Raw genomic sequence first — 25,226 nt, forward strand, 5'->3', positions numbered from 1 at the left:
CTCCGCCGGGCTCAGCCGCTCGGCGCCGGGGTGGGAGCGGCGGCCGAGGGGCTGCCGCTCGCACTCGGTGTCGGACTCGCGCTCGCACTCGGCGTCGCGCTCCCGCTCGGGGCCGGGGTCGCCGACGACGACGTCCCCGACTTGAGCTTGGCCAGGTCGTCCAGCGCCTTCTTGAGCGCGTTCTGCGCGTCTCCGTACGCCTTCCAGTCGGTCGGGGTGTCCGACAGCGCCTTCTGCGAGTCCTCGAACGCCCGCTCCGCCCGGTCGAGCGCGGACGAGAGCGCCGAGGAGTTCGCCGGCTGCTGGCCGGCCTGGTCCGGCTGCTGTTCCGGCCGCTGGTCGGGCGTCTGCTCCGGCGGGGTGGCCACGGTGCCACCGAACACCTGCTGCAACGCCTCGCTCAGGTTGTCGCCGAAGCCGACCTTCTCGCCGAACAGCACAAGGACCTTGCGCAGCGTCGGATACTTGCCCGAGCTCTCCGCACGCGGCTGGATGTAGACCGGCTCGACGTAGAGCAGTCCGCCGCCGAACGGCAGTGTGAGCAGGTTTCCGTACAGCACGTCGGTCGCGCCGGCGGTGCCGCGCAGCAGGTTGAGCCGCTCCGAGACCGTGGGGTTCGACTCGAACAGGTTCTGCGCCTGGGGTGGCCCCTGCACCGCGGTCGTGCTCGGTAGCTGCAGGATCTCCAGTTGCGGGTTCGGTGTCGCTGCGGTCGCGTCGACCGCCATGAACGCCGCCATGTTCTGCCGCTGGTTGGGCACGAACGTGGTCGTCAGCGAGAACCGCTCGGTTTCGCTGCCCGGCATCTTCATCGTCACGTAGTACGGCGGCTGCTTGCTCTTCTGGGTCGCCGGGTCCTCGGGGACCTTCCAGAAGTCCTGCGCGCCGAAGAACGCGTTGGCGTCGGTGACGTGATAGGAGGTCAGGATCTCCCGCTGGGCCTTGAACAGGTCGGCCGGGTAGCGCAGATGGTTGCGCAGGTCCTGGCTGATCTCCGAGGCCGGCTTGACGACGCCGCCGAAGGCCTTCCGCCAGGTCTGGAGGACGGGGTCCTTCTCGTCCCAGGCGTAGAGCGTGACCGTGCCGTCGTAGGCGTCCACGGTGGCCTTCACCGAGTTGCGGATGTAGTTGACCTCGTCCCTCGGCACCTGCGGCACACCGAGCCGGCTGGTCTGGACGTCCGTCGTCAGCGACTCCAGGCTCTTGCGCTCGGAATAGGGGTAGGAGTCGGAGGTCGTGTACGCGTCCACGATCCACACGATGCGGCCGTCCACCACGGACGGGTACGGGTCACGGTCCAGCGTGAGGAACGGCGCGACCTGCTGGATGCGGTCCACCGGCTCGCGGTTGTAGAGGATGCGCGACTCGGGGTTGATGTTGGAGTTCAGCAGCAGGTTGGTCTCGCCGTACTTCACGGCGTAGAGGAGGCGGCGGAAGAAGTTGCCGACCGAGACGCCGCCCTTGCCCTCGTAGGTGCTGTCGACCTGGCCCGTCTTGTTCTGCTGCTCGTCGCCCTGCTGTCCCTGCTGGGGATAGTCGAGCTCGACCGGCTTGGCCCCCTTGGGGCCGCCGACGATCGAGTAGTCGGGCGAGTTCTCCCCGAAGTAGACACGGGGCTCGTAGTCGCCGAGGTCGCCGACCGGCGGGATGTCCTTCTCGCTGAAGACCGGCAGGCCGCTGCTGTCCACCTTGTTGCCCGGCGCGGCGACGAACCCGAAGCCGTGCGTGTAGACGAGGTGGCTGTTGATCCAGTTGCGCTGACCCTCCGGCGGAAGGCCGATCTCCCGGACCGCCACGACGGTGTCGCGCAGCTTGCCGTCGACCGAGTATCTGTCGATGTCGAGCTGCTCGGGGAACTGGTAGTAGCCGCGGATCTGCTGCTTCTGCTGGAAGGTCGGCGACAGCAGGCTGGGGTCGAGCAGGCGCATGCCGGGGATGGCCGACGCCTCGGTCTGCAGCACGGAGGCGTCGGTGTCGGTCTTCGCGCTGTACTCCGTGACCTTCGCCGTATCGACGCCGTACGCCTTGCGGGTCGCGTCGATGTTGCGCTGGATGTACGCCTGCTCCTTGCTCTGCTGGTTCGGCCGCACCTGGAACTGCTCGACGAGCGAGGGATAGACGGTGCCGATCAGCACGGCCGACAGGACGAGGAGCCCGAACGCCGCCCCCGGCCACATCCCGCCGGGGCGGATGACGCCGGCGAAGAAGATCAGCGCGCAGATGATGGAGATGGCCGCGAGGATCCCCTTGGCCGGGAGCACGGCGTGCACGTCGGTGTAGGAGGCGCCGAAGACCTTGCCCCGGTCGGAGAAGACCAGGCTGTACCGGTCGAGGAAGTAGGCCGCGCCCTTGAGCAGGACGAACACGCCGAGCAGCACCGACAGGTGGACCCGGGCCGCCCGGGTGGCGTGCACCCCTCCGGGCGAGGAGATGCGGAACCCGCCGTACAGGTAGTGCACGGCGGTGGCCGCGATGATCGACAGGATCACGGCGGTGAACAGGAAGTTCAGCAGCATCCGCAGGAACGGATACGTGAACATGAAGAACGAGAGGTCGAGCCCGAACTGGTCGTCCTTCTGGCCGAACGGCGTGGCGTTGGCGAAAAGGAGCCAGGTCTTCCACTGCCCGGCCGTGGACGACCCGGTGAACAGGGCGAGGACGCCCATGCCGACCAGGAAGACCAGCCGCCGGTGCGGGTCGAGGGCCACCCGGTAGCGGTCGGCGCCCTGTGGCGCGCCGAACATCCCCGGGCCGAACATCGGGCGGGTGCGGTGCGCGAGCACCATGTTGCCGCCCACGACGACCAGCATCAGGGCGGCTCCCACGACGAACAGCAGCACCTGGGTGAGCAGCATCGTGGAGAACACCGAGGAGAAGTGCACCGAGTCGTACCAGAGGTAGTCGGTGTAGATCCCCGCGAAGACGAGCAGTAATACGACGATCGCCACCACGGCGATCAGTACGGGTATCAGCAGGCGCGGCCGTCGGGGCAAGCGCACCGCCCGTCCGGCTCCGGGGCTCCGGAAGCTCAACGCTCAACCCCTTGTCTCGGATTGTCGGAAACTCAGATGGGTGTCAGATTGTCGCGGCGCAACGGTCCGTTCCTGGAAACCTACACCGCGAGGAGCGTGCGCGCGGTAACGGATCTGATCGTTATGGTGGCACCCCGTCGCCGCGCGGCGAACGCGGAACGGACGCGGGGCCGGGACCGGAAGGGCCAGGTCAGCCGCCCCACGGGCCCGCCGTACGGTCAGCCCGCGGGGCAGGCGGGCACGTCGCCCGAGTGGTCACGCAGCGCGTCGATCGCCTTGACCGCGCTTTCGAGGGTGTCGGCCCGCACCAGGCGCAGCCCCTCGGGCACGGCCTTGACGGCGTCGGCGCAGTTGTCCGCGGGGGTGAGGAACACGGTGGCGCCCGCCCGCCGCGCGCCGACCATCTTCTGCTCGATCCCGCCGATGGGACCGACCTTGCCGTCGGCCTGGATCGTGCCGGTGCCGGCGATGGACATGCCGCCGGTGAGCGCCCCCGGGGTCAGCTTGTCGTAGATGCCCAGCGAGAACATCAGCCCGGCGCTGGGCCCGCCGATGTCGCCGACGCTGATGTCGACCTTGAACGGGAACCGGTAGCCGCTCGACGGCTGCATCGTGACGCCCACGATCGTCGAGCCGTCCTTGCCGGCGATGGTGGACACCGGGATCTGCGTCTCCGATTCACCACGCTTGACGGTGAACGTCACCTGCTCGCCTGGTTTGTGCGTGCGGACGGCTCCCGCGACGGAGTCCAGCGCGGTCGCCGGAGTGCCGTCCACCGCGGTGATCTCGTCGCCGGGCTTGAGCTTCCCGTCGGCGGGCGCCCCCTTGTTCGTCGAGACGACCTTGACCGTCCTGCCGATGGGGATCTTCAGCGCGTTCAGCGCGGCGGCGGTGGCCGACTCCTGCGAGGTGGTCATCTCCTGGGTGTTCTGCTCCTCCACCTCCTTCGGCGTGGAGGTCTTGGGGAACAGCGACTCCTCCGGCACCACCGCGACCGTGGGGTCGAGCCAGCCGCGCAGCGCGGTGACCAGGTCGAGGCGGTTGCCCGGCCCGCCCTGGTAGGCCACGGTGACCATGCTGAGCTTGCCCTGCGTCGGGTACGTCTCATGACCCGAGATGGAGATGACCGGCTTTCCCTTGACGTCCCCGATCGTGTTCTCCGTCGGCCCGGGGCTCAGCACGACGTACGGCACCGGGACCATGGCGCCGATCACCGCGAACGCGAGCGCGAGGAAACCCGCGACCAGCAGGGTCAGAGCGCGTCGGGACATGGACGAACTCTATGCGTTCGGGACGGCGCTATTCGCAGGCACCGACCCATTCGGCGCCCCCGTCGGCGAACACCTGGTGCTTCCAGATCGGCACCTCGTGCTTGAGATCGTCGATCAGCCTGCGGCAGGCGCCGAACGCCTCGGCGCGGTGCGGGCACGCGGCGGCCACGACCACGGCGATCTCGCCGAGCCTCAGGTCGCCCACCCGGTGGACCGCCGCCAGCGCCGTAACCTGGTGATCGGCGGCCACCTTCTCCGCGACCCTGCGCAGCTGCTCCTCCGCGGACGGGTGCGCCGAGTACGACAGGAGGGTCACCGGCCTCCCGCCGTCCTGCTCGCGCACCGTCCCGACGAAGACCGCCGTGCCTCCGGCCGCGTGGTCCTCGACGGCGCCCAGCACCTCGTCGACGGACAGGGGGGTGTCCCGGATCCCCAGCAATCGGATGACGTCCACCATCCCGAGGGTAGTACGTGATCGCCGCGCGATCGGGGACCGGGACCGATCTGCGGCGGGCTCAGGTGCGGCGCTTGCGACGGGCGGCGCGGACGATCGCGGCCGTGCCGATGACCGCCACGGTCGCGCCGGCGGCGGTGATCGTGGCCTCCTTGCCCGACAGGCGGCGGCCGACGACCGCGTGCCTGCCCTCGACCAGTTCGAGCAGTTCGCGCAGGGCCGCCTCGTTGGACCAGGCCGGCTTCCAGCCCGCCTCCCGCAGCGCCATGCCGTCGACCACCCAGGGATAGACGACGTAGTGCAGGTCGGTGGCCGCGGTCGGGGTGATGCCGAGCCGGTGCAGCCGCTGCGCGGTGCCGAACGTCACCCCCGCCGGAAGCTCGAACCGTTTCAGGCCCGAGATCTCCTCCACCTGGTCCATCTCCAGCCAGCCCTCGGAGCCGACCGCCACCACCCCGGAGACCCGGCCGAGCGCGGCGGCCTCCAGCGCCGACACCAGGTCCTCGACGTGGCAGAACTGCCATCGGGGCAGGCAGCCCTTCACCACCAGCAGCCGGGGCGCCTCGAAATGGCGGGTGATGACGGTGTCGACGCCCGGCCCCACCAGGGCGGCGGGCCGCAGCACGGTCACCTCCAGGCCGGGATGCGACCGCAGGGACCGGCGTACCAGCGCCTCGATCTCCAGGTGGTCGCCCACCAGGCCGGTGTCGGGCTCCGCCGCGACCAGGGCGTCCTCCGGCAGCGGGACCGGGTTGTCGGCGGCGGCGCCGTACACCATCGCGCTCGTGACCAGCACGACCCGGCGCACCCGCGCCGCCGCGCAGGCCGTCAGCACGGTCTGGGCCGCCCGGATGTTGTAGCGCCGGCGCTCGCCGGCGTCGGTGTCGAGCGACTCGTCCGCGCCGAGATGCACCAGGACGTCCACGTCGGAGATCCGGTTCGCCAAGAGCGGATCACGAATGTCGAGAACCCGCCAGGTGACGTCCTGGACGTCTCCGCGCTGCTCGTCGATCGCCACGACGCGGCGGAAATCCGCAGACGAGGCCACTTTCGCGAGGAACGCCCGGCCGAGGCCGGAGGCGGCGCCCGTGACCGCGACGACGGGGGGACGCAGGCGTTTCGAGGTAGGCACGAGGTCCTCACTTTGCACTGATCCGCCCCACGGCGGATAACGTGGCGGATGTGGACTCCTCCATCCTGCCCGAGGTGGCGCGGTGACTGACCTGCCAGGTCGCGAAAACGACCCAAACGACAATCCGTTCGCCATGTTCGGCAGCCCGGAGCAGATGGCCGCGGCCATGCGGCAGTTCGCCGACATGCTGTCGGCCTCGCCGGAGGCCGGGCCCGTCAACTGGGACATGGCGAAGAACATCGCACGGCACGCCGTGGTCGCCGAGGGTGATCCGAGCGTCATGGAGGGCGAGCGGCGGCAGATCGCCGAGGCCCTCAACCTGGCCGATCTCTGGCTGAACGAGGTGACCACGCTGCCCGGCGGCGTGACGGCGCCCCAGGCCTGGAGCCGGTCGGAGTGGATCGAGAAGACGATCCCGGTCTGGAAGCAGTTGTGCGATCCCGTCGCCGCCCAGATGGTGGAGACGATGGGCGGCACGCTCGGCGCCGCCGGTCTGCCGCCGGAGGCGCAGGCCGTCGCCGGCCCACTGATGGGCATGCTGAAGCAGATGGGCAGCATGATGGTCGGCCAGCAGATCGGCCAGGCCCTCGGCTCGCTCGCCCGGGAGGTCGTCGGCTCCTCCGACATCGGCCTGCCCCTGTCCGACACCGCCGCCATGCTGCCCGGCGGCGTGGCCGCCTTCAGCAAGGGCCTGGAGACGCCCTCGGACGAGATCCGGCTCTACCTGGCGCTGCGCGAGGCGGCGCACCACCGGCTGTTCCAGCACGTGCCCTGGCTGCGGGCGCACCTGCTCGGCACGGTCGAGGAGTACGCCCGGGGCATCACGGTCGACGTGTCCGCGCTGGAGGAGAAGCTCCAGGGGCTGGACATCAGCAACCCGGAACGGATCCAGGAGGTCCTGGGCGGCGGCGAGTTGCTGAAGCCCGAGGAGACCGAGCGGCAGAAGGCCGCCCTCGCCCGCCTGGAGACCGCGCTGGCGCTGGTCGAGGGGTGGGTGGCCACGGTGGTGGACGCCGCCGCCGAGGGCAAGCTCCCGTCCGCCGCGGCGCTGGCCGAGACCGTACGGCGCCGCCGCGCCACGGGCGGGCCGGCCGAGCGGACCTTCGCGACGCTGGTGGGCCTGGAACTGCGGCCGAGGCGGCTGCGTGAGGCGGCCGCCCTGTGGAGGGCGCTCGGCGACGAGCGCGGCGTCGACGGCCGGGACGCCGTCTGGGGGCACCCCGACCTGATGCCCAGGGCCGACGACCTCGACAACCCCGAGCCGTTCGTGAAGGGCGGCACCGCGTTCGACCTGTCCGCGCTGGAAGAGCCCGGCGAATCGGGCGAAGCGGGGGAACCCGGTCCCGGCCCGGAGAGCGGCCGATAGGAACCGGCGAGGGGACCGGCGAGGGGATCATTGGCGGCCGGTAGGCTGCGCCGGTGAGCCTGAATCGTGACGCCTGGGCCGTGCTGACCGGGTGGACGGCCCCCACTCCGGAAGAGGAACGGCTCCGCGTGGACTTCCTCGCGCACCTGGACGCCCACGAGGACGCGATGTGGCGCGAGTGTGTGCCGGGGCACCTGACGGCGACCACCGCCGTCCTCTCCCACGACGGCGCGCGGGTGCTGCTGACCCTGCACGCCAAGGCCGGAATGTGGCTGCCGATGGGCGGGCACTGCGAGGTGGCCGACGCCACGCTCGGGGAGGCCGCCCTGCGCGAGGCCACCGAGGAGTCGGGCATCCCCGGGCTGACGCTGCTGGACGGCCCGCTCGCCCTCGACCGGCACAGGGTGTGGTGCCACCCGCCGCACAGCTGGCACCTGGACGTCGAGTACGGCGCGGTCGCGCCGCCGGGGGCCGAGGCGGTGATCAGCGATGAGTCGCTCGACCTGCGCTGGTTCCCGGTGGACGAGATCCCGGAGCTGAGCGACGAGGCCACCCGGCGGCTGGTCCGCCGCTCCCAGGCCCTGCTGCGCGCCTGAGCACCGTTTCGCACCGTTCGCGCACGTCGGCGTTACACCGGCTTTCGGGGGCGTTCACTAGGGTCGGATCATGACCAAGGTGGACGTGGGCGGTGAGATCGTCGTTCCGCCCCGCCGGAGGCTGCGGGTCTCCCCTCCGCTGGCGTGGATCACGGTGACGCCGTTCGCCCTGTGGGCGGTCGCCCGGCTGGCCGGGCTCGACGCCACCGGTGTGGGGGTCGCGCTCATGACCGGCACGCCGTACGTCGCCGCCGCGTCGGTGGTGGCGGTCCTGGCCGCGCTGAGCAGCCGCCGGTGGACCGTGATCGCGACCGCGGTCGCGACGACGGCCGCGCTGGCGGCCGTGGTCCTGCCCCGGGCGGTCGGATCGGCGCCCACGGCCGCCACCGCCACCACCACCACCGCCGCCACCGGGCCGACGCTGCGGATCCTCACCGCCAACCTCTTCTACGGGGTCGGCGACGCCGAGGCATTGGTCGGCCTGGTCCGCACGCTCGACCCGGACGTGCTCACCACGCAGGAGCTCACACCCGTGGCCGTCGAAGCGCTCGACAACGCGGGCCTGGGCAGGCTGCTGCCGTACCGGCATCTGGAGGACGGCCCCGGGGCGTCCGGCAGCGGAATCTACTCGCGGCACCCGCTGATCAGGCTGCCGGACTTCGCGCCCGAGGGCAGTCATCGCATGCCGCGGGCCCGGATCGCCCTGCCCTCCGGGCCGCCCGTCGAGATCGTCGACGTGCACACCCTCTCGCCGGTCGAGCACGATGTGGCCCTGTGGGCCGCCGACCTGGCGGCGCTGCCGTCCGCCTCCCCCGGCGTCGTACGCGTGCTGGCCGGCGACTTCAACGCCAGCCTCGATCACGCGGCGCTGCGCGCGGTGCTCGCGCGGGGCTACGTGGACGCGGCCGGCGCGACCGGGAACGGCCTCGCGGCCACCTGGCCCGCGAACAGACGGTTCCCCGCGCTGATCACGATCGACCACGTGCTGTACGACCGGAGGGCGGCGGCGGTGGACACCGGCGTCCACACCGTCCCGGAGAGCGACCACCGCGCGTTCTTCGCCGAGCTCCGCCTGCCCGCCCGCCTGTGACGGCCTGGCCTCAGGCAGGCGGTCACATGAGCAGGGCGCGGGTGTTGTCCCAGCCTTCGAGGCCGGGGTCGAGGCGGGTCACGTCCTCCGGCTTCCGCAGGCGGTGCCAGCCGGGGCCGGTGGCGACCATGCGCGGCCCCGGCGCCCGGCGGCGCATCGCCGCGACGACGTCCGGCTCGTCGAGATCGGGCGCGGCCCAGCCGGGAACCGGCAGGCGGGCCGCGACGGCCACGGCTCCGCCGCCCTCGGCGGGGCAGACGGCGAGGTTCGCCCGGCCCAGCTCGCGGAACAGCTTGCCGATCAACAACGGCGGCAGGTCGGGGGCGTCGCCGCTGACGACGACCGCCTCGTCCGCCGTCTCGGCCCCCGCTTCGTCCGCTCCCGCTTCGTCCGCCCTCGCTTCGTCCGCCCTCGCTTCGTCCGGCCCTGCTTCGTCCGCCCTCGCTTCGGACAGCGCGGCCAGCGCCGCGAAGGCGCCGGTGGGCGAGCCGATCGGCAGGACCGGCGTGCCGGGCCAGGCGATCTCGGCGAGCCCCGGCACCCCGGCCGACAGGATCACCGGCCGCACGAGTTCGAGCCCGGCGATCATCTCGTAGGTGTCCTCGGCCATCGCCGTCAGGAACTCGGCCGGGTCGACGCCGGGCGGAGCCGCCCCGGCCATGCCGGGAGTGACCAGCACCGCGACCACGCGGGTCAACATTCCTCCGTCGAACCGTTGGCCGCCATCGAGAAGCCCTCGAGGAACCCCCTGGCACGTTCCGCGCGAGGGTAGCGCTCCACGAGCGCCCAGAAGCGCGGGCCGTGGCTCGGCACGAGCAGATGGACGAGCTCATGCATGATGACGTAGTCGACGACCCAGGCGGGCATGCCCCGCAGCCGCACTGAGAGCCTGATCGTGCCGTGGTCGGGCGTGCACGAACCCCACCGGTGGAGCTGGTTCTCCACCCACCGCACGCTCTCCGGGACGGCCTTGCCGTCCAGGTAGCGCGCGGACAGCTCGCTCGCCCGTTCCAGGAGGTCGTCGTCGCTCGGACGTCTTCGCTGCTCCTTGGCCGCAAGCCGGTCGAGCATGCGGAGTACCCACTGCTCCTCGTCGGTCGTGCTCAGACCGGCCGGAAGCAGCACGATGGTCTTGTCGCCATCACGGTACGCGGAAACGGTTCGCCGCCGTCGTGCGCTCCGACGAACCTCGACTGTCTCGGGGGGCACATATGAAAGGTAGCCGACAGACGCCGATTTCCACAGGGGGTGGTACACGTTCTCCCTGGTCAATCGGGCGAACGTTACCTTGCGGGCGTGGAAGTTTCGGGGTTGCGGATGTTCACCAACCTCGATCACCCCGGTAATTATCCACAGCCCCGGCGGTTCCGGAGCCGGGCCGCGCCCAACTGTGCCAAGGTCTGGCGACCATGGGACAGAGCATTCGACCACGCCTCAAGCCCGTCCTGCGCAGGGTGGAGCGGGACGGCCACACGCTGCAGTTCGGCGTCCACCCGCTGCGGGCCGTCGTCCTGACCGGTGTCGAACCACCGGTCCGCCGCCTGATCGACGGGCTCGACGGCACCCGCACGCTCGGGCAGGCGGTGGCCGGCAGCGGGCTGGACGAGGCGTCCGCCCACGAGGTGGTCGCCCGGCTCACCGCGCACGGCCTCATCGAGGACGCCGCGGCCCGGCCGGGCCCGCTCGCCGATCTGCCGCCGGCCGAGCGCGACCGGCTCCGCCCCGACCTGGACAGGCTGGCGCTGACCTGCTCCGACGGCGGCATGAGCGGCCTGGCCGCGAGGCGGGCGGCCCGGGTCCGCGTGTACGGCGCCGGCCGGGTGGGCGCCCAGGTCGTCACGCTGCTCGCCGCCGCCGGGGTCGGGCACATCTGCGTGGTCGATCCCGCCGTGGCCGGGCCGGGCGACGTGGTCCCGGGCGGTCTCGGCCGGTCCGACACCGGCATGTCCCGGGAGGACGCCGCGGTGCTGGCCGCCCGGCGGATCTCCCCCGCCGTCAACGCGTGGCCCGGCCGGGCCGCCTCCCGCCTGGCGGACGGCGGCGCGCGCCCCCACCTCGTGATCCTCGCTCCGACCACCCCGCTCAGCACCACGCTGGTCGGCGAGATCGTCGCCTCGGGCGTGCCGCACCTGCTCGCCTGCGCCTTCGAGGGGTACGGCTCGACGGGTCCCTTCGTCGTCCCCGGGCTCACGCCCTGCCTGCGCTGCCTCGACCTGGCCCGCCGCGACCGGGACCCGTCCTGGCCGGTGGTGGGCGCCCGGCTCGGGGGTTATCCCGCCGGTGAGATCGCCTGCGACGTGGCCCTGGCCGGCCTGGTCGCGGCGCAGGCGGCCGGTCAGGCGCTGGCGTACCTCGACGAGGGAAGCGTGCCGGGCGGCCTGACGGAGGTGTCGCCCGGCTGGCGCTGGCGGCACCGCCGCCTCGACGCCCACCCCGGATGCGGCTGCCTCGGCGACGATGTCGCCGGCCTCCACCAGGAAGATCGAGCCTGACTGTGACGAATGACACACCTGACGGATTCCTCGCCCGCCGTTGGCGTCCGCGGGCCCTGGCTGGGGATACGAACAGGGAATTGTGGTCGAAAGGCTCCGCCATCGCTAAGAATGGTTGAGTGAGTGACGTTCCCCACGGTGCCGTGACACGCTCGGCAAAGCTCGCGACGCTCCCCCTCGGGTTCGCCGGCCGTACCGCGCTCGGACTGGGCAGGCGGATCGGCGGCGCCTCCGCGGAGATCGTCGCCCAGGAGATCCAGCGCCGCACGGCCGACCAGGTCTTCAAGGTCCTCGGCGAGCTCAAGGGTGGCGCGATGAAGCTCGGCCAGGCCCTGTCGATCTTCGAGGCGGCGCTGCCGCCCGAGATCGCCGGGCCGTACCGGGCGACGCTGACGCGGCTGCAGGACGCCGCGCCGCCGCTGCCCGCCTCCGTCGTGCACCGGGTCCTGACCGAACAGCTCGGCGACGACTGGCGGGAGAACTTCCTGGAGTTCGACGACAGGCCGAGCGCGGCGGCGTCCATCGGGCAGGTGCACCACGCGGTGTGGCACGACGGCCGCGAGGTCGCCGTGAAGATCCAGTATCCCGGCGCGGGCAAGGCCCTGATCTCGGACTTCAACCAGCTCTCGCGGCTGGGCAAGCTGTTCGGCGCGCTGCTGCCGGGCCTGGACCTCAAACCGGTGCTGGCCGAGCTCAGGGAGCGGGTGGCCGAGGAGCTCGACTACTTCAAGGAGGCCGAGGCCCAGCAGGCCTTCGCCGAGGAGTTCCGCGACGACCCCGACTTCCGCGTCCCGGCGGTCATCGCCGCCAACGAGCAGGTGCTGGTCACCGAGTGGATGACCGGGACCCCGCTGTCGAAGATCATCACCGACGGCACGCAGGAGGAGCGCGACCACGCGGGCCTGCTGTTCGTCCGCTTCCTGTTCTGCTCTCCGGCCCGGGTGGGGATGCTGCACGCCGACCCGCACCCCGGCAACTTCCGGCTGATGGAGGACGGGCGGCTCGGCGTGCTGGACTTCGGCGCCGTCAACCGGATGCCCGGCGGCCATCCCGTCGCCTTCGGCCGGCTCACCCGCATCTTCAACCAGGGCGACATGGACAGCGTCGTGCGCGGGCTGCGCGCAGAGGGCTTCATCCGCCCGCACATCGAGGTGGACGTCGACGCCCTGCGGGCGTTCCTCGCGCCGTACGTCGAGCCCACCCGCGTGGAGGAGTTCACCTTCAGCAGGGAGTGGCTGCGCGAGCAGGCGGCGAACGTGGCCGACCTGCGGCCGAACAACGTGGTCCGCCAGCTCAACCTCCCCGCGTCGTACGTGCTGATCCACCGCGTACACGCGGCGGGCGTGGGCGTGCTGTGCCAGCTCGGCGCGACGGCCAGGTTCCGCGACGAGGTCGTCCGCTGGGTCCCCGGCTTCGCCGACGCCCTCGGCTAGGGCTAGCAACGATCACCTCGATCAGAGTCCCGAAGACAACGAAGGCCCTGCCCGGGCACGCCCCTTCGAAAGGATCAAGGAGCGAGGCGGACAGGGCCTCAAGCCGACCTTTGCGGCTTATGCTGGCCTCAAGGAGGGCCAGCCTGCTATCGACAGGCTGGGCCTCCCCTACGACACCAGCAGCAGCGTCTTCTCCGGAGCCTCCCGCACCGGCGCGGGCAGTGCGAGGTCGGCCCACACGAAGTGACCGAGCGCGTCGCTTCCGCAGGCTCCGGTGGTGACGGCGAGTCCGGCGACGATGGCCAGGCCGCGCCCGCCGAGCGCGACCGCATCCAGCTCACCGAGGCCCTCCAGGGTCTCGAGGTCATCGGGCTGGTCGCTTTTGGGACGGGAGGCGGCGGGTGCTCCAATCAGCCATCCGGCCCCTCCGAGATCGACTACCCCGATTCGCACCATGGCGCCGAAGGTTAGCTCCACGCCGAACCAGCCGCCTGGCTTCCCCGACCGCGTGTAGAGGATCGAGTTGTTCGCGAGCTCGTCGACGACCAGGCCCGCGTCGTCTTCTCGTCCGGTGCCGAGGAACAGCTCCTGCACCAGCTTCCGTGCCTGACAGACCTGCCCGGGCACGCCCGGGAAGGTATAGCGGAGCACGCCAGGTGGAGCCGAAGCCCGCCATTCCTTGTCCGTGCCGTTCGTTGATCGCATTTGTCCTCCAGTCTTCTCGCGTTCCCGGCCGCCGGGCGGCGGCCGGAAGATCAGCGTTCCCTTCACGAGCACGGACGCGAGCTCCTCAGCGCGCGTCTTGGTGGGATTCATGAGCGTTTCTGTCGCTGTCTGCGTGAGCATGACTCTCTCCGTCCTGTGGCCATCGGGCACGTCCTCCGCCGGGCGCGCGAAGGCGGCAAGGTCAACCGGCCGACCCTCGCCGTGGTCCATCCACGGTCGAGGTCGGCGGCTCCGCCTTGGCTGGAACGTTGGGCAAGCGGTCGGCACGGGCCCCTCTCCGGAAACGCCGGCGTCGTTCTGCCCCAGGCTGCTGGTTGAGGCCGCACCTTTCGAGGTCGGCGATGGTCAGCCCGAGGTGGGGGTTCGGCTGGACGAGGATCGTGAGGAGCCCGGCTTGGGTGCGGTCGCCGGCCCAGGTGTGATCGGCGGGGGTGAAGTCGTCGTCGATCCAAAGGAGCACGTCGTCAGTGAACAGCCGGGCGACGGTGTCGCGTTTCCAGAGGTAGCCGTCAGGGTGGCTCGTGGTGAGCGGGAGTCGGGGCAGATCGACGTGATCCCAGTTGGGCAGGCCGAGGCGGCCGCCGATGAGAGGAGCGGCGTCGGCGCGCCAGCTGGTGCACCACAAGGGCGTGAGGGCGTACCGATTGGCCAGGTCGAGGACGAGTTGGCCGGTGGCCGGGTTGAGCCAGATCTTGACGGGCTCGGCGTAGCCGGTGGGGGTGACGTGGTGGGTATGGAAGCCGGGCGGGATCTCGCTATTGGGGCCGGGGAAGGGGATGTGGACTCCATCGATGTCGCACAGCAGGTACATGGTCAGCTCCTGGTGTAGATGAGGACCAGGTCCGTGGTGTCGGTGGTTCGCAACGTGAGCGCGAGTCGCCCGCCGGGTCTCAGGATGCGGGCGGTCGCGCTCAGGAGCGGGCCGGGTTCGGCGGGTTCGAGGAAGGAGAACACGCCGAAGATCGAAAGGCAGAGGTCGACTGAGGTGGGAGGGAGGGATCGGAGGTAGGCAATGGCGTCAGCTCGGACGAAGGCGAGGCCGGGGACGTTGGCATAGAGCGCTCGGGCGCGCTGGATTTTGAGAGGGTCGTGGTCGATGCCGACCGCGTCGGCGCCGTGATGGACGGCGAGGTGGGCGAGGTTGTGTCCGCCGCCGCAGCCGAGTTCGACCACTCGTCTGCCCTCCAGGTCGCCGAAGACGGCGGGCGGAGGGCCGGTTCCCGCAGCTCGGGTCCATTCGAATCGGTCGCGGACGGTCAGGCCCGGAGCAGGAGGGCGGCTTCGGTGAGATGGCGGGCGATCGCGGAGATCCATGCGTCTTCGGCTCCTTCGGCCCACCCGATCGTGAGTTGGTGGGTGAACCAGTCGGCCACCCAGACGCGGTGCCAGCCGAGCGCCCAGCGGGCCGCGCTCAACCCGCCTCTCGATGCGGCTGCCTCCTCGGGTCCGCCGGCCGTGATGTAGGAGGTGATGAGCTCGCTGAGCTTGCCAGCGTCGGGAGCCTCGATCGTGCCGTGCCAGGACGCCAGGTCGAGCAGGCCAGGCCCGCGGAAGGCACGGGCGAAGTCCAGCAGGTAAGTGTCGTCCTTGGTGATGTAGATCGAGGTCGGGTGCCATTCGGAGTGGCAGAGCCCGGACGGCGCAAGGTCAGCTCCTGCAGCGCGGCCGTCGGCCACCTTCGCGAGAGTGTGCGCTGTCTCGGTGAGGACGCCAAGGTAGTGCTGGGTGCGGCCGTACTGGTGGAGACGCGAGCGGATCTGCTCTGGCATCGCCGCGAGGCTCTGTTGGCTGAGGACTGGCAAGTCTTTGGTGTCGGTGATTGCGTGGACGCGAACGGCGAGCGCCGCGCCGTCGTCGTCGGTCGCCTCGCGTGCCGCTGGCCCGAGGTCGGTCAGCAGCATGCCGAGCAGCTCGGGTCTGTGGTCGACGGCGAGGCGCTCGGGGACGGGCAAGGCGCCGTCTTCGGCGACGGTCAGGGCGTGGTGTTCGGCGGCGAAGGGGCCTTCGGCGTACTTGAACACCACCGAGGTGCCGTTGGCCAGGTGGAGACGTTCCACGCCCGAGCGTGCCCAGACGCGGATCTCCTCGCGTTCGGCCGGCCCCTGCCCGAAGTCGTCCAGCAGCCGTGCGAGCAGAGCGTTCACCTCGATGGTGTCCAAAATCCCTGGCCTTCCTTACTTATCGGGCGGTGGGAACACGGCAGGCTTCGACGGCCGCGATCCAGCTGTCCTTCATGGCGGCGAGCTCGCTGCGGAACCGCTCCAGCGGAGCACCGTAGGGGACGACCGCGCCGCCGGTCTGGTTCGGAACGGACTGGCATCCGTGCACGAGCCGCCCGCCGAGCGCGGTGTGGGCGCGGACGAGCTCCAGGCGGCGAGTCTCGTTGAACCAGCCGCCGTGGTAGACCTCGTCGAGCAGATCGCCCTCGGCGTCGGTGAGGTCGAACACCGCCCGGGTGATGGAGTTGAAGAACCAGGCCGGGCCGATGTTGGAGATCTCGCCGGTCAGCTCGACCTTGTTGAGCGCCATGAAGGTGCCCGCCTGCCTGAGCATCGTCAGATGCTTCTCGGTGATCTCCGGCATGCCGAGGTCGGCGAGGTGCTCGGCGCGGAACACGTAGCGGTACACCTCCCACCCGATCTGCAGGACGGTCGCGGCGTCGCTGGTCGGCGTGGCGTTGACGCGGATGTAGTCGAGCGCGAGCTGCTCCAGCGAGGTGTCGGGCGTCTCGTGAGCGTCGAGCATGTCGCGCTGCACCTGCGGCCAGGGGATGACCAGCCAGGTGTGGTTGGTGAACTTGAAGAAGTAGTCCTCGGGGTCGAGGGTGACGCGGTGGCCGTCGACCGTGATGCCGGGGATGCGGTTCCAGCGCGGGTCGAATGCCTCGGGGAGCTCGACATGGATCTTGTCGTGGATGGCGGTGGACACTCGGGTTCCTCCGTTCGGGGGTGGGTTTCGCCGGAAGTCCTAACGGCTCCGGGACTGGGTGATTACTGTGGTTGTCCTGGAACTGACCGTACGGAGAGCGACGTCCGTGCGGCACTGACCGGCAGTACGAGTGGCCACCCCTGCGGAGCGGGAATGCCTCGGCATAACAGCGCAACACGGACCAGCGGTAAGGGTTTGGAAGGCCGGGTGTCGGGCCATGTCCTCAAGCTGCTGCGCGAGGCCGTCGGAATGACCCAAGAACGCTTCGCCGAAGCACTGGGCGTGTCGGTCGCCGCCGTCCAAGGATGGGAGTCCGGTCGGCGGCCCCTTGCCGCGATGTCCGCTGGAGAGTTCTCTGCGCTGCGGTTCACGCTCTTGCGTCTCAGAGCGCCTCAACGTTTGCTCGACGCCCTGACACTCGCCATCAACGCAGACCAGTTCATCGGCGACGCATTGACGTCTCGCCCGGGAGAGGTCCAGGCAGACGCCCATCTCCTAGGGTCATGGGTGGTCTCCAGACCCTTCACCGGCCTCATCGTCTGGCCATTGGCCGCCATCCCTCCCGACGACTTTCCCGATGCTTCATCGCGGCGTGGACCGACCCCGGCAGGGCCGACGCTCAGCGCCGAGGAACGGCGCCACCTCTCACAACATCTCCAGGCAGCCGCGGAACGTGCCGACCGCCGGTCAGAGGCCGGCCTCCTACTCGCCCGACAGACCTATTACCTCCTCGGATTCGGCTCCTCCGCAGAGACCGCCGCATGGCTGGTCGAGCGATATCGCAAAGACCGACGGATCGTCCGGTCAGAGCGAGGATGGTCGGCCGCATGGCCCCTCGCACGCTCCACTGCGAGTGCCCTCACCCGTCTCGGCGACCCCGAACCCATGCGGGCGTTCATCGCCGAGCGGCTCGGCGATGACGTCAGCGAAACCGCCAACCTCAACTACTGGGCATTCTGGACCGGCGAACTATCCGGAGACCGGCTCAGCGACTCCTTCATGGCCGAAGACCCGATCACTGCCTGGCGAGGAGACCGTCTCATTCGACACCTCCTAGACCGGCTGACCGGCGAACTCGGCTTCATCGAGCTGAACATCCACACCCTGTGGGCTCTCGTATTGGCTCGCCCCGACCTCCTGACCCCTGAGAGGATCCGAGGAGAACTGAAGAACCACATCGAGCGTCTGCTCGATGAGAACGTTGTGGCCCCACGCGCCCGGCAAGAGCTGGAAGCGCTGCGGTACGGCGTCGCGATCGCGACACGATGAGACCAACGACAGGACGGGAATGGGTACTGACCAGACGCGAGACCTAACCGGCTTCCTCTACGAGATCGGACTCCTCAAACGGTTTAAGCGAACCGGCTGGTCAACCGTGGGCGTCCCTGCCCCAGAGTCGATCGCCGACCACTCTTTCCGTGTCGCCGTCATTGCCTCCGTCTTGGCCGCCATGGAAGGCGCCGACCCCCAACGCGCCGCCTTCCTCGCCCTCTGGCACGACAGCCAAGAAACCCGCACCACAGACATCCCGCACCTCACGAAGCGCTACGTCCAAGCAGCCGAGAACGAGACCGTAACCGCCGACCAGGTCTCCCCGCTGCCCGACGCCATCGCGCGAATGATCTCTTCGGCGGTCTCGGAGTACACAGGACGCGAGACGCTGGAATCACGCTGCGCCCGCGACGCCGACAAGCTCGAATGCCTCCTCCAAGCCCGCGAATACTCCGAGCAAGGCCACCGCAACGTCCAAGACTGGATCGACACCTCCCTCGCCGGCCTCACCACCGCCAGCGCCAAAGAAATTGCGGAGGAAGCCCTCACCCAAGGCACACTCGACTGGCTCCCCAGAGCCAAGGGCTGACGGGTTGAGACGCCTGTGATTGGCGAGTGAGTCGCATAAATCTGGTTCTCTTGCAGCCACGGCGACCGAGAAATCTAGAGGACCTGCCCCCGGCGGCAGGCGTAGAGTGCCATGCCAGTACAAGATCGTGATCTACGGGAGTTAACGACATGCCCGCTACCTCGACCGCGGTCGGTTCAATCCTTGGTCGGTGCGGCACTGCTGTCCTGAACTGGTCTTGACCTGCGACAGCGCTGCGAGAAAGCCTCTTATGAACGCATCTGGGTGACGACCGTGGAGGTTTCTACGTGGCACGCAGCGGAGGCGGGCGGTCTGAATGGGAGCGCCAGCAGGCGGCCCAGCGTCGTGAGGCCGAGCGGCTGGCACGGGAGCGTGACCGGGCAGCCAAGGCGGCTGAGAAGGCTCGCCAACAACGCCATGTCGAGGATCAGCTGAAGCTTGCGGAACGACGGACAGAGGAAGCCGAGTTGGAGGTCTCACGCCTGGACTCGATCCTCTCCGAGGTGCTCTTGAAGCCACCACTGTCCATCGATGACTTGGCTGTCACCGTCCAAACGCCTCCGTTCAATGCCGGACCCCTGATCCACCAGGAGCCAGCACCGGCTTGGAGCGATTTTGAGCCGGAGCCGCCGAAGTTCTTCGCTCGTCTCATCGGAGGGCCATCCCGCTACGAGCGCGACCTGGAGCTCGCTCGGCAACGCTACGAACACGAGGTCACCAAGCATTCACGACGTGAGGAACAGCGCATCGCTGATCTTGCCGCAGCCCGCAAGGCTCACGCCGAACATGTACAAGCGCTGAACCTGGCCGCGCATACCAAGAACCAGCAACTGGAAGTCGCGAAGGCAGCCCTGCGTGTCGGAGAGCCCTCAGCCGTCGAGTGGTTCGTCAGCCAAGTGCTGGAAACCTCGGACTACCCGGACAGCTTCCCTCGACAGTTTCAGGTCGCCTACCGGCCAGAAAACCATGATGTAGTGATCGAGCTAGAGCTCCCAGTCAGCTCGGCGATCCCTACCGTCCGCGGATACAAGTACGTCAAGTCCCGGGATGCCATCGATCCCGTGCCCCGCCCGGCAACTGAGATCAAGCAACGCTATGCTCAGCTTCTCGCGCGCGTCGTCCTGCGAACCCTGCACGAAGTATTCACTGCAACCTCGGACATCGTCGAAGCTGTGGTACTCAACGGCAGAATCACGACAATCGACAACGCCACAGGCCAAGAGATCCGCCCACACCTCATCAGCGTCGAAGCAGAACGCTCCGACTTCGCAGAACTTGTCCTGGCCCGAGTAGACCCGGCCGCCTGCCTCAAACGACTCCACGCCCTGGTCTCCCCCAACCCCTATGACGTCGAAGCCATCGAGCCCTTCATCACCTTCGACCTCAAACGCTTCCGCTTCAGCGAGGACACGGATGTCGTCGCCTCACTCGACTCACGCCGCAACCTCCTCGATCTCACCCCTACCGAGTTCGAGCACCTCATCCGGCAACTCTTCATCGCCATGGGCGCCGAAAGCTGGGCCACCGTCCCCTCAAAGGACGGCGGCGTTGACGCCGTGGCAACCAGCAAGAACATCTTCTTCGGTGGTGTCTGCCTGATCCAAGCCAAGCGCTGGAAGGGCCTCGTGGGACTCGATGCCGTACACGCTCTTACCGGCGTTATGGCCGACCACAACGCAACCACAGGCGTCCTCGTCACCCCCTCATGGTTCGGACGAGCAAGCGAACAGTTCGCTCAACGCAACCGCATCACCCTCATCAACGGAGCCGAACTGAAGCACCTCCTTAAAGAACACCTGGGGCTTGACGTCATCCCTGGAGTCACTCCTCCCCGCAACGCTCGACCATCTGACAACACACAGACCGGTCGACCCGGTTCCTGAGGAGTGCTCCACAGAGACGCGTTCGCCAGGTAGCGGGCTGGACCCGTCACCTCCATGTGGAGAAATCGGAGCTAGCCGCCGCGGCCTTCGACTGCCCGCAGGGTCTGGTTGATGACGCAGCGGTTGATGCCCCGCCTGCAGTTGCCGTTGAGGGTGTTGGTGAAGACGCTGACGCTCGACACCTGCTGGATGCCGGCGAAGGTGACGGCGCTGTTGGCCGCCGGAGCGTTCACGTTGCGCCGCCCGGCCGCGACCTGCCGGGCGGGGCTGCCGATGCTGGGCGAGTTCGAGGTGCCGGTGCCGCCGGTGCTCTGCGTCGCCCCGCGTCCATGCCCACCACCGTGACCATTGCCGTGAGCACGGGCATGAGCGTGGCGAGCTGACCGCAGGCTCGGAGGGATCGGCGCGGCTCCGGCCGGCGGCACGAAGAAAAGCGGCAGGCTGATGACGATCAGGCCGGCGGCCACCAGACCCGCCGCGATCGAGCCGGTGATCGAGCCGGTGCTAGGGCCGCCAATCAGGTCAGGGCTCTGGCGGGTGATCGAGTCGGCGACCGGACCGGTGCTGGGGCCGGTGGTCGGGGTGGCGGCGGGCCGCCGCGCTACGGCGGTCAGGCCGCGGAACCGTCTCGCCCTGTCGCTCATCCGCATCCCGTCCGCCGATCGCCCCGCCACTCGTCCGCTGCTCGCCCTCGCTTCCGCCCGGCGGCGTGGACGGCCGTCCGGCTCATACCCCGCGGCCCGGAGCACCTCCCACGGCAGGCGCTCTGCTGCGCGGCCGATGACTCAATCTTTGCGGCAGGCCGGGTTAGATGCCCGATATGGGCGAAGGCCCGGGCCGTTCACCCCGGCCCGGGCCTTCCCTGTTTCACTCTGCTCCGGTCACGGCGTCAGACGCGCGCCAGCGCGGATCTCAGCCTGCGGGACGCGCGCTCGACCTCCCGGCGCGCCTTCTCGACGCTCCGGACCCGGCCGGCGAGCCGCTCCTGCTCCGCCTCGCGGTGCAGGGTGCGTATTCGCTCGTCTACCAGTTCTTGGTGCAGATACATGGTCGTCATGGGGGCGATGTTCATTTCGGTCGGTTTCCTTCCGGATTCGATGTCGTGCGGTTCAGGCGGCGACAGGGGTCTTGCGCGGGCGCCCACGGGGACGCTTGCGGGGCACGACGACCCCCCGCAGGATCAGCTCGCCGCCCCAGACACCCCACGGCTCCTCGCGCTCCAGCGCGCGGGCCAGGCAGGCCTTCTGGATGGGGCAGCCGCCGCAGAGCGCCTTGGCGAACTCCACGTCCTCGGGGGACTCGGCGAACCACAGGTCGGGCTCGGTACGGCAGGGGATTTCGGCTTCGATCAGGTCCATGACCGGGGCCGCCATCTGCGTCACCTCTTCGAGTGTTTCTGGTCTGGTGTCCTCGTTACGGGGTGTGGATTCGTGGCCGACAAACAAGAAGGCCGCGGATCCTGGTGCGGATCCGCGGCCCGGAGAGGGAGACCGGTCAGGGTATGACTGGTTCTCTCCAGGCGTGGTGCGGACCCTGGGCGGCGCCGCCACGAGCGGCGGCGCGGATCTGCTCATCACCCATCGGCCGGTTCACATACACCGGAAGGTGGGTGGGGGTGCTGTGGCCGGTGCGGCCGACGAACGCGCCGAAGGCGGCCGAGCCCGCGACTCCGCTCAGCGGAGCCAGGGCGGCGGCGGCTTCGCCACGCCGCAGTTTCACCGGCGTTCCAGCCGGCGTGACAGTCGACGCGGCAACGGCGGCCGGGCGCGCGGAGACGAGCCACAGCACGCGGGACGTCGTCATGTTCCTCACTGGACTCACCTCCGTTTCTGTGCGCTCTACTGTTCGCTGTGCGTTCCCGCCGGGCAGAAGTGTCCGGCTGACTTGTCCAAGACCCTAAACCGCCGCAGCAGACCGGGCAACCTATTTTCTACCTGCGATTTTCACGACTTCGTGACACGAGGATGTGGCTCCGGAGACACCCGGATCAGGCACTCCTGGACCACGGAGACGGCGAGTTCCCCCGAGGGGGTGAACATCTGCCCGCGGGCGAGCCCGCGCGCCCCGCCGGACCAGGGCGACTCCTGGGCGTACAGCAGCCAGTCGTCGGCCCGGAAGGGCCGGTGGAACCACATGGCGTGGTCCAGCGACGCGCCGGACACGGCGGAGGACCCCCAGGCGAGCCCGTGCGCCAGCAGCACGGTGTCCACCAGCGTGAAGTCGCTGGCGTACGCCGCGAGCACGATGTGCAGCAGCGGGTCGTCGGGCAGGTCGGCGTCGTACCGGAACCACACGCGGTTCTCCGGGGTGACCAGGCTCGGGTCCTTGGCCGCCTCCCAGGGCAGCGCGTTGACGTACCGGAGGTCGACCGGGCGCGGCTTCGAGAGCAGGTCGCGCCACCCCGGCTCGTCACCGAAGACGTCGCGCATCCGCTCCTGGAAGGTCGGCAGCGTCTCGGGGGCCGGCGCCTCCGGCATCCGGGCGGCCTGGTGGCTCACGCCCGGCTCCTCGACGTGGAACGACGCCGACATCGAGAAGATCGCCTTGCCATGCTGGATGGCCGTGATGCGCCGGGTGGTGAACGACCTGCCGTCCCGCACCCGATCCACGTTGTAGACGATCGGCACGGCGGGGTCGCCCGGCCGGATGAAGTAGGCGTGCAGCGAGTGCACCATGCGGTCCCCCGGCACCGTGCGCCCGGCCGCCACCAGCGCCTGCGCGGCCACCTGGCCGCCGAAGACCCGCTGGAACCGCTCCTCCGGGCTGCGCCCCCGGAAGATGTCGAGCTCGATCTGCTCCAGGTCGAGCAGGTCGAGCAGCTCCTTCAGGGCCGAGTTCACGGGAGGCCTCCAGCAGGCGGGGGAATTACTCGTCGGTAACACTATCGTCGCCGCGGCACAGCCCCAGGACCGCGTCACCGTACCGGTCAAGTTTGACGCGCCCGATTCCCGCGATCGTGAGCAGGTCCTCCTCGGCGGTGGGCACCCGCTCCGCGATGGCCTGCAGGGTGACGTCCGTGAAGACGACGTACGCGGGGACCTTGGCCTCCTTCGCCGCCGCCGTGCGCCACGCCTTGAGCCGTTCGAGCAGCGCCTCGTCGTAGTCGGCCGGGCAGGTCGCGCACCGGCCCAGCTTCTGCTCGGCCGCGACGGACAGCGTCTTGCCGCAGATCCGGCAGTGCAGCGGCGCCGCCGCGGCGCGCCTGCCCTTCCCCCCGCCACCGGGCCGCTCGGCCCGGCTCACGCTCGCCGTACGCGGGGAGAGTCCGTCGAGGAACCGGGACGGCTTGCGGGCGCGCCGCCCGCCGGGCGACCTCGCGAGCGCCCACGACAGGTGCAGGTGCTCGCGGGCCCGGGTGACCCCGACGTAGAGCAGCCGCCGCTCCTCCTCGACCTGGTCCGGCGTCTCCGCGTAGACGATCGGGACCATGCCGTCGGTGAGCCCGACGAGGAAGACCGCGTCCCACTCCAGGCCCTTGGCGGCGTGCAGCGAGGCGAGCGTCACGCCCTCGACCGGCGGCGCGTGCTGCTCCGCCGCCCGGCGCTCCAGTTCGCCGACGAAGCGGGGCAGGTCGGCGCCCTCGGACGCCATGTCCTCGGCGAGGTCGGCGAGGGCCTTGAGCGACTCCCACTTCTCCCTCGCCTTGCCCCCTCCGGGCGCTTCGGCGGTCAGCCCGATGCCCGAGAGGATCGCGTGCACGGCGGGCGCCAGCGGCTCGTCGCCGGCCGACCGGGCGGCGCCGCGCAGCAGCACCACGGCCTGGCGCACCTCGGGGCGCTCGAAGAACCGATCCGCCCCGCGCAGCAGGTAGGGCACGCCGGAGTCGCTGAACGCCTGCTCGTACGCCTCCGACTGGGCGTTGATCCGGAACAGCACCGCGATCGCGCGGGTGGGCACGCCGTCGGCCATCAGCTTCTTGACGGTGAGCGCGACACCGAGGGCCTCCGCCTGCTCGTCGTCGTACTCGGTGAAGACCGGTTCGGGGCCGTCCGGCCGCTGGGCGACCAGCTCCAGCCGGTGCGGCGAGCGGGCCATGACCCGGTTGGCCAGGGTGACCACCTGCGGCGTCGACCGGTAGTCGCGCACCAGCCGGATCACGGCCGCCGAGGGATGCTCGACGGCGAAGTTCGTCAGATAGTGGGGCGTCGCGCCGGTGAACGAGTAGATCGTCTGGTTGGGGTCGCCCACCACGCACAGGTCGTCGCGCCCGCCGAGCCACGTGTCGAGCAGCAGCTTCTGCAGCGGGTTGACGTCCTGGAACTCGTCGACCACGAAGTAGCGGTACTGCTGGCGGATCTGCGCCGCGACCTCCCGGTGCTCGGTCATCACGGCCGCGGTGAGCTCCAGGATCGTCTCGAAGTCGATCAGGTTCCGCTGGCGGCGCACGTTCTCGTAGCCCTCGTACAGCCGCGCGACCTCCTCGGGCGCGATCGGCGGGGTGCGCCGCGCCTTGACGGCGGCGGCCGGGTAGTCCTCCGGGCCGACCTGGGTGACCTTCGCCCACTCGATCTCGCTCGCGACGTCGCGCAGCTCGCCGCGCTCGGGGTTCCGGCGCAGCCGCCGGGCCGCCTCGATCAGCAGCGGCAGCTTCGACTCGACCACCTGCGGCGGGTCACCGCCGATCACCCGGGGCCAGAAGTAGCTGAGCTGGCGCAGCGCCGCCGCGTGGAACGTGCGGGCCTGCACCCCCGGCGCGCCGAGCAGGCGCAGCCGCTGCTTCAGCTCGGCCGCCGCACGGGTCGTGAAGGTGACGGCGAGCACCCCCTGCGGCTCGACGACCCCCGTCTGCACGGCGTACGCGATGCGATGGGTGATGGCGCGGGTCTTGCCGGTGCCCGCGCCCGCGAGCACGCACACCGGTCCGCGCACCGCCTGGGCGACCTCGCGCTGCTCGGGGTCCAGACCGTCGAGGACGTCCAAGGAGCCGCTCCCAACATGCGTGGCGGACGTTGTTACTGGCAT

The 25,226-nt window shown here is 70.0% G+C and carries 25 protein-coding genes; 8 read left to right on the plus strand and 17 right to left on the minus strand.

What is annotated here, in order from left to right:
- Positions 1–11: 11 nt before the first annotated feature.
- The 4 genes from OG344_RS03245 to OG344_RS03260 all read right to left on the minus strand — a co-directional run bounded on the left by OG344_RS03245 (position 12) and on the right by OG344_RS03260 (position 5,889).
- A complete protein-coding gene (locus OG344_RS03245) occupies positions 12–2,999 on the minus strand; it encodes a UPF0182 family protein (protein WP_405086907.1) in 2,988 nt (995 codons plus the stop codon).
- 251 nt (positions 3,000–3,250) lie between these two features.
- Positions 3,251–4,303: a PDZ domain-containing protein gene (locus OG344_RS03250; protein WP_405086908.1), complete on the minus strand. Its 1,053-nt coding sequence runs from the start codon at positions 4,301–4,303 to the stop codon at positions 3,251–3,253.
- A gap of 28 nt (positions 4,304–4,331) precedes the next feature.
- Entirely contained in the window at positions 4,332–4,760 is a 429-nt protein-coding gene (locus tag OG344_RS03255; protein WP_405086909.1) for a molybdenum cofactor biosynthesis protein MoaE, read from the minus strand.
- Positions 4,761–4,818: 58 nt separating this feature from the next.
- Positions 4,819–5,889 (minus strand): NAD-dependent epimerase/dehydratase family protein, encoded by a 1,071-nt coding sequence (locus OG344_RS03260; protein ID WP_405086910.1) that lies wholly within the window; start codon positions 5,887–5,889, stop codon positions 4,819–4,821.
- Between the two features lie 82 nt (positions 5,890–5,971).
- On the opposite strand from OG344_RS03260, the gene OG344_RS03265 reads away from it, so the two are divergent.
- The 3 genes from OG344_RS03265 to OG344_RS03275 all read left to right on the plus strand — a co-directional run bounded on the left by OG344_RS03265 (position 5,972) and on the right by OG344_RS03275 (position 8,941).
- On the plus strand, positions 5,972–7,255 hold the full coding sequence (locus tag OG344_RS03265; protein ID WP_405086911.1) for a zinc-dependent metalloprotease: 1,284 nt from the start codon (positions 5,972–5,974) through the stop codon (positions 7,253–7,255).
- 53 nt (positions 7,256–7,308) lie between these two features.
- Entirely contained in the window at positions 7,309–7,851 is a 543-nt protein-coding gene (locus OG344_RS03270; RefSeq protein ID WP_405086912.1) for an NUDIX hydrolase, read from the plus strand.
- A 70-nt stretch (positions 7,852–7,921) separates the two neighbouring features.
- Complete coding sequence (locus tag OG344_RS03275) at positions 7,922–8,941, plus strand: endonuclease/exonuclease/phosphatase family protein (protein WP_405086913.1); 1,020 nt, start codon at positions 7,922–7,924, stop codon at positions 8,939–8,941.
- A gap of 22 nt (positions 8,942–8,963) precedes the next feature.
- Here OG344_RS03275 and OG344_RS03280 read toward each other — a convergent pair whose 3' ends face one another.
- Positions 8,964–9,641: a hypothetical protein gene (locus OG344_RS03280; protein ID WP_405086914.1), complete on the minus strand. Its 678-nt coding sequence runs from the start codon at positions 9,639–9,641 to the stop codon at positions 8,964–8,966.
- Positions 9,635–10,150 (minus strand): M48 family metallopeptidase, encoded by a 516-nt coding sequence (locus OG344_RS03285; protein WP_327047762.1) that lies wholly within the window; start codon positions 10,148–10,150, stop codon positions 9,635–9,637. The genes OG344_RS03280 and OG344_RS03285 overlap by 7 nt, the downstream gene beginning before the upstream one ends.
- A gap of 200 nt (positions 10,151–10,350) precedes the next feature.
- On the opposite strand from OG344_RS03285, the gene OG344_RS03290 reads away from it, so the two are divergent.
- The gene (locus tag OG344_RS03290) at positions 10,351–11,433 is read left to right on the plus strand and encodes a ThiF family adenylyltransferase (protein ID WP_327047763.1); all 1,083 of its coding nucleotides are present in this window, start codon (positions 10,351–10,353) and stop codon (positions 11,431–11,433) included.
- 119 nt (positions 11,434–11,552) lie between these two features.
- Complete coding sequence (locus OG344_RS03295; protein ID WP_405086915.1) at positions 11,553–12,866, plus strand: ABC1 kinase family protein; 1,314 nt, start codon at positions 11,553–11,555, stop codon at positions 12,864–12,866.
- 168 nt (positions 12,867–13,034) lie between these two features.
- Here the strand turns inward: OG344_RS03295 and OG344_RS03300 are convergent, their stop codons facing one another.
- From OG344_RS03300 to OG344_RS03320, 5 genes are all read right to left on the minus strand, one after another.
- Positions 13,035–13,571, minus strand: coding sequence for an ATP-binding protein (locus OG344_RS03300; RefSeq protein ID WP_405086916.1), 537 nt, complete (start codon positions 13,569–13,571; stop codon positions 13,035–13,037).
- 202 nt (positions 13,572–13,773) lie between these two features.
- On the minus strand, positions 13,774–14,403 hold the full coding sequence (locus tag OG344_RS03305) for a hypothetical protein (protein WP_405086917.1): 630 nt from the start codon (positions 14,401–14,403) through the stop codon (positions 13,774–13,776).
- Between the two features lie 2 nt (positions 14,404–14,405).
- Positions 14,406–14,765, minus strand: coding sequence for a class I SAM-dependent methyltransferase (locus OG344_RS03310; RefSeq protein ID WP_405086918.1), 360 nt, complete (start codon positions 14,763–14,765; stop codon positions 14,406–14,408).
- A gap of 83 nt (positions 14,766–14,848) precedes the next feature.
- Complete coding sequence (locus tag OG344_RS03315) at positions 14,849–15,751, minus strand: hypothetical protein (protein WP_405086919.1); 903 nt, start codon at positions 15,749–15,751, stop codon at positions 14,849–14,851.
- A 19-nt stretch (positions 15,752–15,770) separates the two neighbouring features.
- A complete protein-coding gene (locus OG344_RS03320) occupies positions 15,771–16,520 on the minus strand; it encodes a hypothetical protein (RefSeq protein ID WP_405086920.1) in 750 nt (249 codons plus the stop codon).
- A gap of 207 nt (positions 16,521–16,727) precedes the next feature.
- Here OG344_RS03320 and OG344_RS03325 point away from each other — a divergent pair, with 207 nt between their 5' ends.
- The 3 genes from OG344_RS03325 (at position 16,728) to OG344_RS03335 (ending at position 20,264) form a co-directional block, all read left to right on the plus strand.
- On the plus strand, positions 16,728–17,789 hold the full coding sequence (locus OG344_RS03325) for a helix-turn-helix domain-containing protein (RefSeq protein WP_405086921.1): 1,062 nt from the start codon (positions 16,728–16,730) through the stop codon (positions 17,787–17,789).
- Positions 17,790–17,808: 19 nt separating this feature from the next.
- Positions 17,809–18,381 carry an HD family hydrolase gene (locus OG344_RS03330; RefSeq protein ID WP_405086922.1) on the plus strand — a complete coding sequence of 191 codons (573 nt, stop codon included), beginning with the start codon at positions 17,809–17,811 and terminating at the stop codon, positions 18,379–18,381.
- A gap of 287 nt (positions 18,382–18,668) precedes the next feature.
- Entirely contained in the window at positions 18,669–20,264 is a 1,596-nt protein-coding gene (locus tag OG344_RS03335) for a restriction endonuclease (RefSeq protein WP_405086923.1), read from the plus strand.
- A gap of 71 nt (positions 20,265–20,335) precedes the next feature.
- Here OG344_RS03335 and OG344_RS03340 read toward each other — a convergent pair whose 3' ends face one another.
- The 6 genes from OG344_RS03340 to OG344_RS03365 all read right to left on the minus strand — a co-directional run bounded on the left by OG344_RS03340 (position 20,336) and on the right by OG344_RS03365 (position 25,184).
- Entirely contained in the window at positions 20,336–20,908 is a 573-nt protein-coding gene (locus tag OG344_RS03340) for a hypothetical protein (protein WP_405086924.1), read from the minus strand.
- Between the two features lie 245 nt (positions 20,909–21,153).
- Entirely contained in the window at positions 21,154–21,336 is a 183-nt protein-coding gene (locus OG344_RS03345; protein WP_327047766.1) for a hypothetical protein, read from the minus strand.
- 37 nt (positions 21,337–21,373) lie between these two features.
- Positions 21,374–21,637, minus strand: coding sequence for a WhiB family transcriptional regulator (locus OG344_RS03350; protein ID WP_111697892.1), 264 nt, complete (start codon positions 21,635–21,637; stop codon positions 21,374–21,376).
- 121 nt (positions 21,638–21,758) lie between these two features.
- Positions 21,759–22,067: a hypothetical protein gene (locus OG344_RS03355; RefSeq protein ID WP_405086925.1), complete on the minus strand. Its 309-nt coding sequence runs from the start codon at positions 22,065–22,067 to the stop codon at positions 21,759–21,761.
- 140 nt (positions 22,068–22,207) lie between these two features.
- Positions 22,208–23,104 (minus strand): acyl-CoA thioesterase, encoded by an 897-nt coding sequence (locus OG344_RS03360; protein WP_405086926.1) that lies wholly within the window; start codon positions 23,102–23,104, stop codon positions 22,208–22,210.
- A gap of 25 nt (positions 23,105–23,129) precedes the next feature.
- Positions 23,130–25,184, minus strand: a complete 2,055-nt coding sequence (locus tag OG344_RS03365; RefSeq protein WP_405086927.1) for an ATP-dependent DNA helicase UvrD2 — start codon at positions 25,182–25,184, stop codon at positions 23,130–23,132.
- Positions 25,185–25,226 lie beyond the last annotated feature (42 nt).

The organism is Microbispora sp. NBC_01389 (assembly GCF_045040095.1).
Classification (GTDB): Bacteria; Actinomycetota; Actinomycetes; order Streptosporangiales; family Streptosporangiaceae; genus Microbispora.